The sequence below is a fragment of the Protofrankia sp. CiP1_Cm_nod3 genome (assembly GCF_982290655.1).
The window spans coordinates 8,818-24,119 of the sequence record NZ_CEVIVD010000048.1; the positions used below are offsets into that span (position 1 = coordinate 8,818).

11 protein-coding genes are annotated in these 15,302 nt (G+C 73.5%); 9 read left to right on the top strand and 2 right to left on the bottom strand.

What is annotated here, in order from left to right:
* Nucleotides 1-1,640: 1,640 nt before the first annotated feature.
* The 9 genes from AC5LUJ_RS11605 (at nucleotide 1,641) to AC5LUJ_RS11645 (ending at nucleotide 11,893) form a co-directional block, all read left to right on the top strand.
* Nucleotides 1,641-2,690, top strand: coding sequence for a MinD/ParA family ATP-binding protein (locus tag AC5LUJ_RS11605; protein ID WP_250283364.1), 1,050 nt, complete (start codon nucleotides 1,641-1,643; stop codon nucleotides 2,688-2,690).
* A 207-nt stretch (nucleotides 2,691-2,897) separates the two neighbouring features.
* The gene (locus AC5LUJ_RS11610) at nucleotides 2,898-3,320 is read left to right on the top strand and encodes an SseB family protein (RefSeq protein ID WP_250283363.1); all 423 of its coding nucleotides are present in this window, start codon (nucleotides 2,898-2,900) and stop codon (nucleotides 3,318-3,320) included.
* 503 nt (nucleotides 3,321-3,823) lie between these two features.
* The gene (gene infC / locus AC5LUJ_RS11615) at nucleotides 3,824-4,330 is read left to right on the top strand and encodes a translation initiation factor IF-3 (RefSeq protein WP_250292079.1); all 507 of its coding nucleotides are present in this window, start codon (nucleotides 3,824-3,826) and stop codon (nucleotides 4,328-4,330) included.
* A 95-nt stretch (nucleotides 4,331-4,425) separates the two neighbouring features.
* Complete coding sequence (gene rpmI / locus AC5LUJ_RS11620; RefSeq protein ID WP_250283359.1) at nucleotides 4,426-4,620, top strand: 50S ribosomal protein L35; 195 nt, start codon at nucleotides 4,426-4,428, stop codon at nucleotides 4,618-4,620.
* 374 nt (nucleotides 4,621-4,994) lie between these two features.
* Nucleotides 4,995-5,378: a 50S ribosomal protein L20 gene (gene rplT / locus AC5LUJ_RS11625; protein ID WP_250283357.1), complete on the top strand. Its 384-nt coding sequence runs from the start codon at nucleotides 4,995-4,997 to the stop codon at nucleotides 5,376-5,378.
* Between the two features lie 50 nt (nucleotides 5,379-5,428).
* The gene (locus AC5LUJ_RS11630) at nucleotides 5,429-6,265 is read left to right on the top strand and encodes a TrmH family RNA methyltransferase (protein ID WP_250283355.1); all 837 of its coding nucleotides are present in this window, start codon (nucleotides 5,429-5,431) and stop codon (nucleotides 6,263-6,265) included.
* A complete protein-coding gene (locus AC5LUJ_RS11635) occupies nucleotides 6,262-7,437 on the top strand; it encodes a sensor histidine kinase (protein ID WP_445548479.1) in 1,176 nt (391 codons plus the stop codon). The genes AC5LUJ_RS11630 and AC5LUJ_RS11635 overlap by 4 nt, the downstream gene beginning before the upstream one ends.
* 698 nt (nucleotides 7,438-8,135) lie before the next feature.
* Nucleotides 8,136-9,209 (top strand): phenylalanine--tRNA ligase subunit alpha, encoded by a 1,074-nt coding sequence (pheS, locus tag AC5LUJ_RS11640; protein ID WP_250283373.1) that lies wholly within the window; start codon nucleotides 8,136-8,138, stop codon nucleotides 9,207-9,209.
* A gap of 2 nt (nucleotides 9,210-9,211) precedes the next feature.
* On the top strand, nucleotides 9,212-11,893 hold the full coding sequence (locus AC5LUJ_RS11645; protein ID WP_250292077.1) for a phenylalanine--tRNA ligase subunit beta: 2,682 nt from the start codon (nucleotides 9,212-9,214) through the stop codon (nucleotides 11,891-11,893).
* Between the two features lie 144 nt (nucleotides 11,894-12,037).
* Here the strand turns inward: AC5LUJ_RS11645 and AC5LUJ_RS11650 are convergent, their stop codons facing one another.
* Together AC5LUJ_RS11650 and AC5LUJ_RS11655 are read right to left on the bottom strand one after the other, a co-directional pair.
* Complete coding sequence (locus tag AC5LUJ_RS11650) at nucleotides 12,038-13,675, bottom strand: multinuclear nonheme iron-dependent oxidase (RefSeq protein ID WP_250283351.1); 1,638 nt, start codon at nucleotides 13,673-13,675, stop codon at nucleotides 12,038-12,040.
* Complete coding sequence (locus AC5LUJ_RS11655) at nucleotides 13,672-14,607, bottom strand: TIGR04222 domain-containing membrane protein (protein WP_250292075.1); 936 nt, start codon at nucleotides 14,605-14,607, stop codon at nucleotides 13,672-13,674. The genes AC5LUJ_RS11650 and AC5LUJ_RS11655 overlap by 4 nt, the downstream gene beginning before the upstream one ends.
* Nucleotides 14,608-15,302 lie beyond the last annotated feature (695 nt).

The window sequence follows — 15,302 nt, forward strand, 5'->3', positions numbered from 1 at the left end:
TGATGGACGGCGGGCGGCGATATCGAGGTTGGAGTGCCAGGGTGAAACGCCCGTCCCGGCCGGCAGGTGTGGGCGTTTCACCCACCCCGGTCGGGGTGCGTGAACGGCGTGGGCCGGATTCCGGATTCCGACCCGCGGGTTGGGCGTCCGTGGGTGGGTTGTTTACTGGCGTTGGCGGGGAGATCGGGCGAGCCTCGGCGGTTCGGAGCGAGTTTGTAACTGTTCCTTGTCGAGGGGACTCGTATCCGTAACGGCTGGCGCATACCGTGGTCGCGGCGGCCCGGATCCGGCGGATTTGGGGTTATCGCGTCTCGTGGACGATTCCGGCCGGGGCCGGTGCGGCCCGCCACGGGAGGGGGAGGCGGTGGTGAGCGGTGACGACCGCGCGAAGGCGTGACGAAGACGGCCCCGGGCCGGATGCCGCCCGCCGGCCGGGCGGGTACGGGGAGCCGGACGGGCCCTGGAACGTCCACGAGGATGCCGACAACCGGGCCGACATCCAGGATGACCGGCCCGGGATCCTCGCCGCCGAGGACATGTTCCCCGCCGCGGATCTCGGTGACGCCAGGCCGGTTTCCCTGCTCGGCCTGCGCATGCCCGACCTGGAGGGCGAGCGCGACGCGACCGTCAGCCGCCGGGCCGGCCGCCCGCGGCCCGGCGGCGGCCGTGGGGACGGCGGCCCCCCGCGGCCTGGAGGGACGCGGGCCGGCATCGGCAGGCGGACGCAGCCGCATCCCACCCGCGGCGAGACCCGGCCGGCCGCCCACGGCGGCGAGCGGAACCACACCGGCCCCGGCATCCCCGGTCCTGGCATTTCCGGCCCCGGCGCTCCTGGCCCCGGCGCTCCTGGACTCGCTGGCTCCGCAGCCGGTGACCTCGCGGCCGGCGGCGCTGGCACCCGCGTCCCCGGGCCGGGCTTTTCCGGGGCTGGAGCTCCTGAGCCGGGCGTTCTCGGTCCTGGTGCCACGAGATCCGGCGTGGCTGGCCTCGGCATCCCCGAAGCCGACGCCCCCGAGCCTGGTGCTGCTGAAGGCGTCCGCACCGGATGGGGCAGTGTCGGGAGCGGACCAGCCGGCGTCGGAGCCGGCGGTAGCGGAGCCGGCGGAGTCGAGGCCACCTCGCCCGGGGCCAGCGAGGCCGGCGGAGCTGAAGGCCGTCTTGTCGGCTCCGGCGTTACCGGGGCCGGCCGCACCGGATCTGGCATCACCGGCTCCGGCGTCCCCGGCGCCGCCGCCCCGGACTCCGGCGTTGCCAGAGCTCCTGTGTCCGAAGCTCCCATATCCGAAGCCTCTGCGTCCGAGGCCTTTGCATTCGAGGCCTCTGCATTCGAAGCCACTGCATCCGACGTCCCCGTAGCTGGTGCCGCTGTCCCCGGGGGCGGTGGCGCCAGGGCTGCCGGTGACATCGGGGCCGTTGTCGTCAGGTCCGGCATCGCTGGTGCCGGCGTCATCGCGGCCGGCGCCAGCGATGCCGGCCAGGACGGATCCGAAGCCCAGGGGAGGACAGCCGTCGGAGCCGGCGGAGCCGGGATCCGACCGGGCACGGGGGGCTCAGGGGGTCGGGGAGGGCTCGAAGCGCCGGCCGCCACCGCCGGCCGTCCACCGGCGCGGGTGTCGGACGGGCCGGGCTGGACGCCGGACGTGGGCGAGTTCCGGGCGGCTGGCGCCGGCCCGGTCGCCGCGGGCCTGCCGCGGCTGCGGGCCACCGCGGCGGGGCGCCTGGCCGCCGGGCATGCTGGTCCCGACACGGTCGAGACCCGGTGCCGGTGGGTGCACGTCGGCGGGCTCGAGGGCGGTTGCGGACGTACGACGGTGACGGCTGGCATCGCGATGGCGCTCGCGGCGTCCCGCCGTGACCGGATCATCGCGGTGGACGTGTCCGCCGACCAGCCCGGGACGCTCGCCGCCCGGCTGGGCCCACTGGCCGGCCGGGGAGCGGGCCCAGCGCCTGGGCCAGGGGAGACCGCCCGCGCGGCGAGCGGGCTGCCGCCGCCGTCACCCGAGTTGCCCGAGTTACCCGAAATCCGCCGGTTCGCCGCCGGCGCCGGTGCGACGGGCGGGACGGGCCCGGCGGGCCCGCTGGTGTCGGCGCGGCCGCCGGGTGTGAGAGGGCTGGCGGGCCTGGTGGTGTCGGCGGGCCCGCCGGGCGCGGGAGGGCCGGTGGGCCTGGCGGGGCCGGCGCGGGCGGGCCTCGACGTCATGCTGGGAGCGGCGGGCGTGGACGCCGGCGGGCGCCCCGCCGAGGATGCCGGCCGGGTCGAGGAGGTCGGCCGGGCACTCGACGCCGTCGGGGAGTGGTACGAGGTGGCGCTGCTCGACAGCCCGCCGGGCTGGAGCCGTCCGCTGCCGGCGGCGCTGCTGGCCCGGGCCGACACCCTGGTGCTGACCGTGCGTGCCAGCACGGTGGCGCTGTCGGCGGTGGACGGCGCGCTGGACGCGCTCGCCGGCACCGGCCGGGGCGAGCTGGCCGGCTCCGTGACGATCGCGGTGGTGGAGACCGTCCCGACGCGGTGGCCCGGCCGCGCGCGCCGCCGGCTGGCGCGGCTGGCGGAGCGTGCCCACACCATCGTCGTCGTCCCGTTCGACCCCGTGCTGACCGATGGCCGGGCGGCGGCCTGGTCCGACCTGCGGCGCCGTACCCGGGCCGCCTTCGGCGAGCTCGCCGCCGCGGTGGACCCCGTGGCCGGTTGATCTTCCCCGGGGGGCCGGAGGCCGCCCGCGGTGACCGCGCACCGGCGCCTGCGGGCCGTGGCGGCAACAGGACGGCGGGGAGGAGCGAGCAGGTGGCGCATCGAGTCGTGGCGTCCGGAACGTGTCGGTGCGTATGCGCCGAGGGTGTGCGCGGGAGACGCGCGCCCGGAGCGGGCGGGGATGCGTGAGGATGCGTAAGGTCGAGCGGTGAAGCGGGAGCTGCTGACCCCCTCCGGCCAGGGTGACCAGGGCGGTGCCGACGAGGCGCTGCGGGCCGCTCTCGCCGGCGGGGACGAACCGGCGGTGGCGGCGGCGCTGGCCGGTGCGCGGGTCTTCGTCGCGATCGAGGCGCGCCTGGTGGAAGCCGACGGCGGCACCGGGGCGGAGAAGACCTCCGAGATGGTCCTGGTGACGTTGCGGGTGCCGTCCGGCGCGACCGCGATCCCGGCCTTCAGCGGCGTCGACGCCCTGGCCCGGTGGCGGCGGGCGGCCCGGCCGGTGCCCGTCCCGGGGCGGCTGCTCGGCGCGGAGGCGGTACGGGCGGGCCACCGCGCCATCGTGCTCGACATCGCCGGCCCGGTCATGGCCACCATCGACGGCGACCTGCTGCACCAGCTCGCGGCCATGTGAGGGCGTACCGCGGACCGCGTGTGGAGTGCGTCGAGGGGAGTGCGGGGAACATCGGGGGGCGTGTGGGGCGCGCCGGCGGGCGGCGCCCGGCCGGTGGCGGTGGGCCGGTGCGCGTGTGACAGGGTTCACGCTCGTGTGACGACGGGCCCGGCCGGTGGGGCTGGCGTCCCATGGTCAGGTGATCGTGGTATCCGGCTCGTTCTGCTACGCTGTCGGTCGACCGCTTGTTATCCGGACCGGGGCCCGACAACGGCCCGGTCCTGTGACAAGGCCAAGCGGAGGCTTGCCTCCCACCCGATGTCGTTGCCGGCGCAGGATGCTGTTGCCGGTACAACGGCCGGGTCGCCGGTCGGCCGAGCCGTTGTATGACGGCGTGTCGGTCGGGTGTCCGGGTCATCCGGGCGCAGGGCTCCGCAGCGGCAGGTCGTGCCCGCGCGTCGAGTCACGGAGGGAACCACATCAGCGTAGAGTCCCGCATCAACGACCGGATCAGGGTACCCGAGGTGCGCCTCGTCGGCCCCGAAGGCGAACAGATCGGCATTGTCGCCATCGCCGAGGCGATGCGGCTCGCCCAGGAGGCCGATCTTGACCTCGTCGAGGTCGCGCCGACGGCCCGGCCGCCGGTCTGCAAACTCATGGACTACGGGAAGTTCAAGTACGAGTCCGACCAGAAGCGTCGCGAGGCTCGGAAGAACCAGGTCCAGACGGTCATCAAGGAGATGAAGCTCCGGCCGAAGATTGATCCGCACGACTACGAGACCAAGAAGGGCCACGTGGTGCGGTTCCTGCGGGCCGGGGACAAGGTCAAGATAACGATCATGTTCCGTGGCCGTGAGCAGTCCCGGCCCGAGCTGGGCATCCGGCTGTTGCAGCGGCTGTCCACGGACGTCGCGGATCTCGGCTATGTCGAGGCCCAGCCCAAGCAGGACGGCCGGAACATGACCATGGTGATGGCTCCGCACAAGGGCTCCCGGCCCCAGCGCGTGCCAGAGCCGGCCGCCCGGGCCTGACGACCGACGCCCGACCGCCGACGACCCGACTGTCCAGCGCGCTCAGTCACAGATCAGTCAGAGATCAATCACCGCTCGATTACAGGACTTCTCAGATGCCCAAGACGAAGACCCACACCGGTGCGGCCAAGCGGTTCCGGATCACCGGTTCCGGCAAGGTGGTGCGCCGCCGGGCGAACCGCAACCATCTGCTGGAGCACAAGTCCAGCCGGCGCACCAGGCGGCTGTACAACGAGGTGACGCTCAGCCCGGCGGACGAGGGACGCATCAAGAAGCTGCTGACACGCTGACCTCGCCGGCCCCCGGCGGCCCCTGACGCGTAAGCCGCCGGCTTACCTCGTTCGGGGTGATGCCGAGGCGTCCGAGGTACTGATCCCTTTCGGGGGAGGTGCTACGGGCCCCCGGCGGCGCGAAGAATACGCTCATGCTGTCTCCGGCCGCTGGCCGGCCGCTCCCACCGACCGGGAGCCGCGCCAGCCGGTGCCGTGCGACGCGGCGTCGCGCGACCGGGCACAGCGTGACCTGGCACCGGGCGACAAGGTGCCGTGTGACGCGGTGCCGCGCGACCGGTTGTCGCGCGACGCGGTGCCGTGCGGTGTTGCGTAATGCGGTGTTGCGTGATTGCGGTGTTGACAGCCACGACCGAAAGAGAGTTCTCCAGCTCATGGCAAGGGTCAAGCGGGCGGTCAACGCCCAGAAGAAGCGCCGGACGGTCCTGGAGCAGGCCAGCGGGTACCGGGGCCAGCGCTCCCGGCTGTACCGCAAGGCCAAGGAGCAGGTCCTGCACTCGATGACCTACTCCTACCGCGACCGGCGGGCCCGCAAGGGCGACTTCCGCCAGTTGTGGATCACTCGGATCAACGCCGCGGCGCGGCAGAACGGGCTGACCTACAACCGGTTCGTCCAGGGGCTGCGCCTGGCCGGCGTGGAGGTGGACCGCAAGATCCTCTCCGACCTCGCGGTGACGGACCCGGCGGCGTTCACCGCGCTGGTCGAAGTGGCGCGAGCCGCCCTGTCGGCGGCCCCGCAGCAGCCCCAGGCGGCCTGAGGGGGCTGCCGGACAGCTTTCTCCCGCGCCCCTCGGTTCCGCGTCCCTCGGTGGCTTCGGACCCGCCCGCTGGCCCGCGTTCGGCGCGGGTGCTCGCCGCGCGGCGCCTGCGCCGTCCGGCGGTCCGGCGTGCCCGGGGAGAGTTCCTGGTCGAAGGACCGCAGGCGGTCGCCGCCGGGCTCGCCGTCGGGGCGCTGCGGGAGATATTCGTCGGCTCGTCCGCGGCCGGCCGCTACGGGGAGCTCGTCGGCGCGGCGAGCGTACCGGTGCGGGTCGTCTCGGACGAGGCGGTGGCGTCCCTGTCGGAGACCGTGACCCCGCAGGGGGTGGTCGCCCTGGCCGAGCAGCCGCGCCACCGCATCGCCGACCTCGCCGCGCCCCGGCTCGTGGCGATCTGCGTCGACACCCAGGACCCGGGCAACGCGGGGACGATCGTGCGGTCGGCGGACGCCGCCGGCGCGGACGCGGTGGTCTTCGCCGGCTCGTCGGTGGACCCGTTCGGCGGGAAGGCGGTCCGCGCGTCCGCGGGCAGCGTCTTCCACCTGCCGGTCGTCACCGACATCGGCGTGGCCGAGGCCATCGGGCAGGTCAGGGCACGTGGTTGCCGTATCGTGGCGACCACTCCCTCCGCCCCGCGGGACATCGACACCGCGCAGGACGCGGGGGAGCTGGACACACCCACCGGATGGCTGTTCGGTAACGAGGCACGAGGTTTGCCGCGCGCTACCGTAGTGTCCGCGGACGCGGTACTTCGAGTACCGGTGTACGGTCAGGCCGAGTCGCTGAATCTTGCGGTGGCCACGGCGATCTGCCTGTACGCGTCAGCGCGCGCACAGGCGAGGCTCGGATCCGGCGCGGCAGGCGTCGGGGGAGGTGAACGGCTGTGACGCACACGGTCACGTCGGCTCCCGACCAGGCCCGCAGGCCAGAGGTCGACGGGGATGCGCTGTCCGCCCCCGGCCCGCGGGCGGACGGGGTGGGCCGCCGCGAGGCCGCCACCGCCCAGCCACCACCCACGCTGCCGATGAACTGGGACGACCTGCCGGACGGAATCGTGATCCTGGACCGCGAGGGCCGGATCGAGGTGTTCAACGCGGCCGCCGCCAGGATCACCGGTGTGCCCGCGACCGTGGCCCCGGGCCGGCATCTCATCGACGTCCTGCCGCTGCTGGACGAGCGGGGCAACGACTGGTGGGAGTGCTCGCGGGTCACCCGCGGCCTGCCGAGGGTGACCGGCCAGCCCGAACGCCGTCTCACCCTGGCCCGCCCGGGTGACGAACGCGACCTCAACGTCACTGTTCGTTACGTCCGGGTGGACGGGCAGCTGGCGCACGTCTCGCTGTCCCTGCGGGACACGGCCAGCCGGGAGCGGATGGAACGCAACCGCGCCGACCTGGTCTCGACCGTCGCCCACGAGCTGCGCTCGCCGCTGACGAGCGTCAAGGGCTTCACCGCCACCCTGCTGGCGAAGTGGGACCGTTTCACCGAAGAACAGAAGAAGCTGATGCTCAACACCGTCAACACCGACGCGGACCGGGTGACCCGGCTGCTCGCGGAGGTGCTCGACGTCTCGCGGATCGACTCCGGCCGGATCCAGATGCGCAAGCAGATCGTGGACCTCGGGCAGACCCTGCGCCGGGTCGTCGACGGCAAGATCGCGGCGGGTGAGGCCACCCACGACCGGTTCGTGGTCCGCACCGAGGGCGAGCTGCCCGAGATGTGGCTCGACTCCGACAAGATCGAGCAGGTGCTGCACAACCTGGTGGACAACGCTCTGCGGCACGGCGCCGGCACCGTCACCATCGTCATGCGCGGCACCCCGGGCGGCGCCGAGGTCAGCGTGGCCGACGAGGGCGAGGGCGTGCCCGAGGCGAGCGCCTCCCGGGTCTTCACGAAGTTCTGGCGCGGGGCCACCCGCGGGAACGGCACCGGCCTCGGGCTCTACATCGCCCGGGCGCTCATCGAGGCCCACGGCGGGAGCATCACGGTCGGCCGGGCGCCCGGCGGCGGCGCGGAGTTCCGATTCGTGGTGCCCGCCGGGGCACCGGTCTTCGCCTGACCGTCCCCGCCGCCGGCCCGTCCGGTCCGTTGCCAGACCCGGCGGCGGGGACGGCCCGATACGGGCGGACGGTCGTCCGACCCGACGCGAGGAGCGGTAACCACCCGGCGGGCGCCCCGGCCGGGGCCCCGGCCGTGCCGAGCCCACCCGGCCAGGGGGCATCGGCCTGACGACCAGCCTGGATCAAACCTGGATCAGGCTGGCGGCCTGCCCGCCGCGTGCGGACTTCCCATACCGTGGCGGGGAACCGGTGCGGGCCCCAACCGGCACCACCGGCAGCCCCGGACCCGGACACAACAGACGTGACACGGACATACGTGACACAGGCACACCTGACATAGACACACCTGACATAGACACAGACGCAGAACACACCGCCGGCGGACAACCGCCATCGACGAGCAACACCATCAACGAGGATGACCAGCGTGCCCCCGTCCACACAGAGCGCCGACCCGCACCGGTCGGACGTGCCCGACCCCTCGGCAGCGAGCGCCGGCGGCGACCCCAGCTCCAGACGTACCGGTCCGGAGCACGCCGGTCCGGTACGTCCGAGCGCGGACCGTCCCGAACCAGGCAGTGCTGCCTCGAACAGCGCTGTTCCGGACCGTGCTGCCTCGGAGCGTACGGAGCCGGACCGTCCCGATCCACGTCCCGGCTCGCAGCGTCCCAGCTCGCAGCGTGGCGACCCGGCGTCGGTGGATCCCGGCGCGCTCGGCCCCGACCGCCTCGAGCAGGTGCGCCTCCAGGCGTCCGCCGCGATCGCCACCGCGGGCGACCTCGACGAGCTCGCCGCGCTGCGGACCCTGCACCTCGACGGCCGGGGCGCACCCCTGGCGCTCGCCCGCCGCGCGCTCGGCGCACTGCCCCCGCCCGAACGGGCCGAGGCCGGCCGCCGGCACAACGCCGCCACCGCGGCGATCCGCGCGGCCTACGAGGCCCGGCTGGCCGAGCTGACCGCCGAGCGGGACGCCCGCGTCCTCGTCGAGGAGCGCGTCGACGTCACCCTGCCCGGCACCCGCCGGCCGCTCGGGGCCCGCCATCCGCTGTCCGCCCTGTCCGACCATCTGGTGGACGTGTTCGTGGCGATGGGCTACGAGGTGGCCGAGGGGCCGGAAGCCGAGCACGACTGGTTCAACTTCGAGGCGCTGAACCTCGGCCCGGACCATCCGGCCCGCAGCTCGCACGACACCCTCTACGTCGACCCGGTGGGCAGCGGGCTGCTGCTGCGCACGCACACCTCACCGGTGCAGATCCGCACCCTGCTGTCCCGTCCGCTGCCGGTGTACGTGGTCTGCCCGGGGCGGACGTACCGTAACGACGCGGTCGACGCCACGCATTCGCCGGTGTTCGGCCAGCTCGAGGGCCTGGCGGTGGACGAGGGCATCACCATGGCCGACCTGCGCGGGACGCTGGAGGTCTTCGCCCAGGCGCTGTTCGGCTCGGGGCTGGCCACCCGGCTGCGGCCGTCCTACTTCCCGTTCACCGAGCCGTCGGCCGAGCTCGACGTCGCCTGCTTCGCCTGCCGGGGCGAGCCGGCCCGCCAGCCGTGCCGGGTGTGCTCGGACGAGGGCTGGATCGAGGTCGGGGGCTGCGGGATGGTCGACCCGAACGTGCTGGTCGCCTGCGGGGTCGACCCGGCCCGCTACAGCGGGTTCGCGTTCGGGATGGGCCTGGAACGCGCCGCGATGATCCGCCACGACGTCCACGAGATCCGGGACTTCGTCGACGGGGACGTCCGCTTCGGCCTCTCGTTCGGGACGGGGAACTGACCATGAAGATCGTGATGTCGTGGCTGCGGGAGGCCGTCCCGGCCCTGCCGCCGGCGAAGGCGGTAGCCGACGCGCTCATCCGGGCCGGTTTCGAGGTGGAGGCCGTCGAGCCGGTCGGGCATGACCTTGCCGGCGTCGTCGTCGGCGAGGTGGTCTCGATCGAAATCGTCCGGACGAAGAAGAAGGATGTGCGCTGGGTGCAGGTCCGGGTGGCTGAGGCCGCCACCCGAGGGGTGATCTGCGGCGCGTTCAACTTCGCCGTCGGTGACCGGGTGGCTGTCGCCCTGCCCGGCGCGGTGCTGCCCGGTGGTTTCACCATCACCGCCCGCAGGACCTACGGACAGCTCAGCGAGGGGATGATCTGCTCGGCCAGCGAGCTGGGCATCGGCGACGACCATGGCGGGATCCTCGTCCTGCCGCCCGACACCCCGGTGGGGACCGACGTCGCCGAGCTGCTGGACCTCGCCGACGACGTGCTGGACATCGCCGTCACCCCGGACCGCGGCTACGGCCTGTCCGTGCGCGGGATCGCCCGGGAGGCGGCGGCCGCGTTCGGGCTGCCCTTCGACGACCCCGCCGAGGCTGCCTCTGTGCCCGTGCCCGCGGGCCGCGGCGATGATCGCGAGCGCGCGGTGCCGGAGCAAACCGCGTCCGGCCAAACCGCGTCCGGACAGGCCGGAGCTGGACAGACCGGAGCTGGACAGACCGGAGCTGGACAGGACGCGGCAGGGTATCCGGTCGTGGTGGAGGACACCGCCGCCTGCAGCCGCTATGTCGCCCGGGTCGTCACCGGGGTCCGGCCGGACGCGGTGACACCGCTGCGGCTGGCCCGGCGGCTCGCCCTGTCGGGCATGCGGCCCATCTCGGTACCGGTCGACGTCACGAACCTGATCATGCTGGGACTGGGGCAGCCGCTGCACGCCTTCGACCGGGCGAAACTGTCCGGGCCGATCGTGGTGCGCCGCGCCCGCGAGGGGGAGCGGCTGGTCACCCTCGACGGCGTCAAGCGTGAACTCGACCCGGAGGACCTGGTCATCGCCGACGGCTCCGGGCCGGTGGCGCTCGCCGGGGTCATGGGCGGTGCCTCCACCGAGATCTCCGCCGACACCACCGAGATCCTCATCGAGGCGGCCCACTTCGACCCGGTCGCGGTGGCCCGCACGGCCCGGCGCCACCAGCTCGGGTCCGAGGCGTCCCGCCGGTTCGAGCGCGGCGTCGACCCGGCGCTCGCGCCGGCGGCGGCCCACGCCGCTCTGCGCCTGCTCACCGAGCTCGCCGGCGCCACCGCCGAGGCCGGGGTGACCGACATCGATCACCGTCCGGCGCCGCGTCTCATCACCTTCCCGTTGGCCGAGACGGCCCGTCTGGGTGGGCGTCCCTATCCGGCGGAGATCGTCCGTCGGCGGCTGGCCGAGGTCGGCTGCGCGGTCGCCGACACCATCACCGGTGCCGGCACCGGTGATGGTGTCGGCGATGGCACCGAGGCCATTGCCGACGCCGTTGCCCCCGCCGGGGCCGACGGCGACAGTGTCGGTGACGGCGCGTTGCTGGTCGTCCCGCCGTCCTGGCGTCCCGACCTGACCCGGCCCGCCGACCTGGTCGAGGAGGTCATCCGCCTGGAGGGGTACGACACGATCCCGGTGACCCTCCCGCGGCTGCCCGCGGGCCGCGGCCTCACCCGGGGCCAGCGGATACGCCGGGCGGTCGGTACCGCCCTCGCCCACCAGGGCTACGTGGAGGTCCTGACCGTCCCGTTCGTCGGGGACGACACCCCGGACCGGCTCGGGCTCACCAGCGACGACACCCGGGCGGCGGTGGTCCGGATCGCCAACCCGATCGCCGAGGACGCCGCCAACCTGCGCACCACCCTGCTGCCGGGGCTGTTCGCCGCGGCCATCCGCAACATCGGCCGGGGGCAGGCCGACCTGGCCCTGTTCGAGACCGGCCTGGTCTTCCGCGCCACGGCCACGGCCGCCACCCCGCCGACTCCGGCGGTCGACCGCCGGCCCGACGACGCCGAGATCGCCGCGCTCAACGCTGTCCTGCCCGAACAGCCCAGGCTGGTGGCCGTCGTCCTGACCGGCCGTCGCGAGCCGGCCGGCTGGTGGGGCCCGGGACAGCCGGCGACCTGGCAGGACGCCATCGACGCGGCGCACACCGTCGCGGCGGCCACCGGTGTGGACCTGACCGTGACGGCGGACGCGCTGACCCCGTGGCATCCGGGCCGGTGCGCGCGCCTGTCGGCGGACGGCCAGGTGGTCGGGTACGCCGGGGAACTGCACCCGCGCGTGATCGCGGCGTACGGGCTGCCGGCCCGGGCCTGCGCCATGGAGCTCGATCTCGACACGGTGATCGAGATCGCGTTGGCGCGCCCGCCGGTCACCGCCCCGGCAGTGTCCACCTACCCGCCGGCCGACCGTGACATCGCGCTGGTCGTCGAGGCCGGCGTGCCGGTGGCGCGCGTCACCGAGGCGTTGCGCCGTGGCGCCGGTGACCTGCTGGAAGCGCTGACCCTCTTCGACGTCTACGAGGGATCCCAGATAGGTGAGGGGAAGCGGTCACTCGCGTTCGGCCTGCGGCTGCGGGCGGTGGACCGGACGCTGACCGCCCAGGAGGCCAACGCGGCGCGGGACGTGGCGATCGCCGAGGCCACCCGGCTGACCGGCGCCGTCCTACGCACCTGACCTGGTTTCGACCGGCCTGGTTCCGGCAGATCCCGACCCTGAGCTGGCCGGCCCCGGTTCGACGTTTCGACCGGGGCCGGGGCCCTCGCCGGGTCAGCAGCCCTCACCGTGCTGGCCGTCTTCGCGGTGTCGGCCGCCGCGGTGTCAGTCGTCCTCGCGGTCGAGGCCGAGGACACGGGTTCCTACGAACGGCACTCGTACCGCGACGAGCGGACGCCCGCTGCCGCGCCGGTCCATGGCGACTGCCAGCCGTCGGCGTGCCAGCGCTGCCAGCAGCTGCTCGGCCCGCGCCTCGCGGTCGAGATCACTCCGGACAGCGCGGGCGAAGGCCACCCCGTCGGCGTACGCCCCGGCGGGTGGGCGGCCGTCCGCGAACGCGGCGAACCTGACGCGGAAGTCGGGCAGGCAGGACAGCGCCGGCCAGGCCCGGGCGGCCGCGTCCGCGCGTTTGCGCAGCAGCGCGGCCCTGGTCGACGCGACCCGCCCGTGGCCGAATCCGGCGGGGGCCGGCCCACCGCCAACCAGCGCACGGACGAGCTCGCCCTGTGTCTGCCGCAGCCCACCCGCAGTACCACCGTCCCGGGTATCACCGTCCCGCTCGGCACCGCTGTCTGGCCTGGCATCGATGCCGTCTGGGCTGGGGCTGCCACCTGTGCGGGTATTCCTGCCCGGTTCTGTCCCGCCGTCCGGTCTGCTGTTTCCGGCTGGTCTGGTATTGCCGACCAGGCTGACATTTCTGGCCGGCCTGGTGTTTCTGCTTGGGCTGGTATTTGCGTTCGGTCCGGAATTGTGGCCGGCCGCGGCGGCAATGGTGTTCAGCTCGCCGGTGAGCTCCCACACGGACGGGTAGCGGCCGTCGCGTTCAAGCATGATCGCCGGTATTCTGCCGAAGCCCGTGGCCGCGTGGCTGGAACGGTTGTGCCGGTCGGAGCATCCGGAATATCCCGAATGATCAACATGGTGCTCGTTCGTTTTCTGCGGCTGTGGCTGCGACTGTGGTCCCAGCTCCGGGTTCCGGGCCGGGTCCGGCGGGGGTGGGTTCCGGTCTGCCCAGCGGTCGGCTACCGCATGTATCAGGTCGAGGACCTCACGGGTGACGGGGTGGGTGTGGGTGTCGTGGTAGAGCCCGCCGCGTACCGTCCCACCGGCCACATGGATGTAGGCGACGCGCTCCCACGGCAGCGCGTCAAGGAAGCGGTGTGGGTCGACCCCGTGGTTGATCTGGTCGGCGCGCAGGTTGGCGAGGTCGAGCAGGAGCAGCGCGCCGGTGCGCTCGGCCAGCTCGGTGAGGAAGCCGGCCTCGTCGAAGTCCGCCTCGGGCCAGCGCAGCAGAGCGGCCGGATGCTCCAGAGCGAGTGGTACCGCAAGCTCGGCGGACAGCGCCCGCACGTTCGCGGCCAGCACGTCCATGGCCTCGCGGGTGCGTGGGACCGGCAGCAGGTGGCCGGCTTCGAGGCCGCCGGCCCGTACGAAGGCGACATGTTCGCTCACCAGGGGTGCTCGCACCCGTTCGGCGACGGCGGCCAGGTGCGCCACTCGTGCCGGCTGGAGCGGTTCGGTGCCGCCGAGCCCGAGGCCGACGCCGTGCGGCACCACCGGCATGCCACGTTCGACCAGCTCGTCGAGGCCGGCTGGCAGTGGGCCGTGGGTGTGCAGGGTCTCGGCTATTACTTCGACGAACCCCAGATCCTTCCGTTCGGTGATGAACGCGGCGAGTTCCGGCCGCCAGCCGATCCCCAGCCCTCGCGGCAACGTGCCGCTGGCCCGTCCAGAAATGATCATCCGCCGCATCCGCCGCCACCGCATCCTCCGCCGCCGCCACACCCGCTGCCGCCGCCACCGCATCCCCCTCCGCCGCCGCATCCGCTACCGCCACCACCGCAGGAGGAGCTACCGCCACACGACGACCCACTGTCCGAGGAGGACCCGCCGTCCGAGGAGGAGCTGTGCGAACTCCCGGAGGAGGTGGCGACGAACGGCAGGCCGAGCTGCCGGGCGAGCAGGGGGTCGGTCCGCCACAGCACGACCGGGCCGAACAGCGCCACGGCGACCCCACGCTGCCCGGGAATTCCGCCCAGGCCCAGACTCCGCGCGAGCGTACGGGCGTCCCGCAGGAGCCGGCGCCCGGCGTGCGTGGTCCGCGGGACGATCGTCACCGCGATGGCGGCCATGGACATCATGAACGCCGCCGGCAGGTAGAAGAAGGCACCGAGGTCACCGGCCACGACGGCGAACGGGATGCCGGCCACACCCAGGACCACCATGATCAGAAAAGTTCGGCGTAACCGTCGGAGCCTGCGGGCCTGTTCCGCGGACGGCACCAGGCGTGCCGCCTGTAATCCGGCGCGGGTGGCCTGTGCGGCCGGGCTGCCCGCGACGGCCCGCTGGACGTGGGCGAGCCGCATCTCACCCGCCGTGGCGATGACGTCATACACCGTACGAGTGATGGGATGCCCGCCCTCCGGTGGAGGGCCGGCCGCGACGAGTACGGAGCGCCGGCTGCCCGGGGCGACCCGGCCCTCGTCATGCAGGGCGACGACCGCCGCCTCGACCGCCCGCCTCGCCCCGCCGGCGAGGAAGCCGAGATCGTCGAGGGGGAGGCTGCGCGGGTCCACGGGCGGTACGTCATGGGAACGCGACAGGACGACCCGTGCACCGATGATGACGATCAGCAGGATCAGCAGGAGCGCCAGGTAGGCGCCGAAGAACGTCACCGTGGCCCCGTCCGGTACGACGAACCAGCAGCGACCACCGGTCCGGCCGGAACCCGGGCCACGCGCCCGGTGGTCGCGTACCGCGCCGTTGCCCGCCGTGCCACTACGCGCCTGCCGGCCGGGAGGTCGGCGGTGAGCGTGGCGAATGTGGCGGTCGCTGTCGCCATATCGCGTTCCTCTCCGATTCTCAACGTCCCGCTCCTGTGTGTAGGCCCGTGGCCGGGCCCGGACTGCCTGTTCCGGTGCTGTCCGTTTGCTCCGGTGGTATCTGACAGCGTCGACCGTCCGGCGCGGCCAGGGTCAGGAGTGTCCGGCTTCCGACGCCGTGGGGACCTGGACCTGGTCCCGGTCTTGCATCTGCTCTCCGGCGCCGGCTTTCCGGGTGCGGTCGAGGCTGAAGCGATAAAGCGATAAAGCGATAAAGCGATAAAAAGAGGCTGAGGCGACAAAGTTGTCGCCTCAGCCTCAACGGACGTGGGGGCTGTGTCATGCCGCCCCGACGGTCAGCTGTTTCGTGTCTCCGTATCCGTGATCTGATTATCCGGTTCGGTCAGCGGTCCCACCGGCCGACCACCGCATACCCGGCGAAGTCGCCGGCGGCGATGGCGCTGACGCCGGTGAGGCCGGAGACCGGGACGGGTATCGGGCTGTAGAAGGCCGCACTGCCGTTGCCCAGCTGGCCGAAGTTGTTCAGT

What these genes read in the sequence shown, in the direction of transcription:
- AC5LUJ_RS11650 (WP_250283351.1), bottom strand. Translation starts at nt 13,675, where the DNA reads ATGATCATTTCTGGACGGGCCAGCGGCACGTTGCCGCGAGGGCTGGGG.
- AC5LUJ_RS11645 (WP_250292077.1), top strand. Translation starts at nt 9,212, where the DNA reads ATGAAGATCGTGATGTCGTGGCTGCGGGAGGCCGTCCCGGCCCTGCCG.
- rplT (WP_250283357.1), top strand. Translation starts at nt 4,995, where the DNA reads ATGGCAAGGGTCAAGCGGGCGGTCAACGCCCAGAAGAAGCGCCGGACG.
- rpmI (WP_250283359.1), top strand. Translation starts at nt 4,426, where the DNA reads ATGCCCAAGACGAAGACCCACACCGGTGCGGCCAAGCGGTTCCGGATC.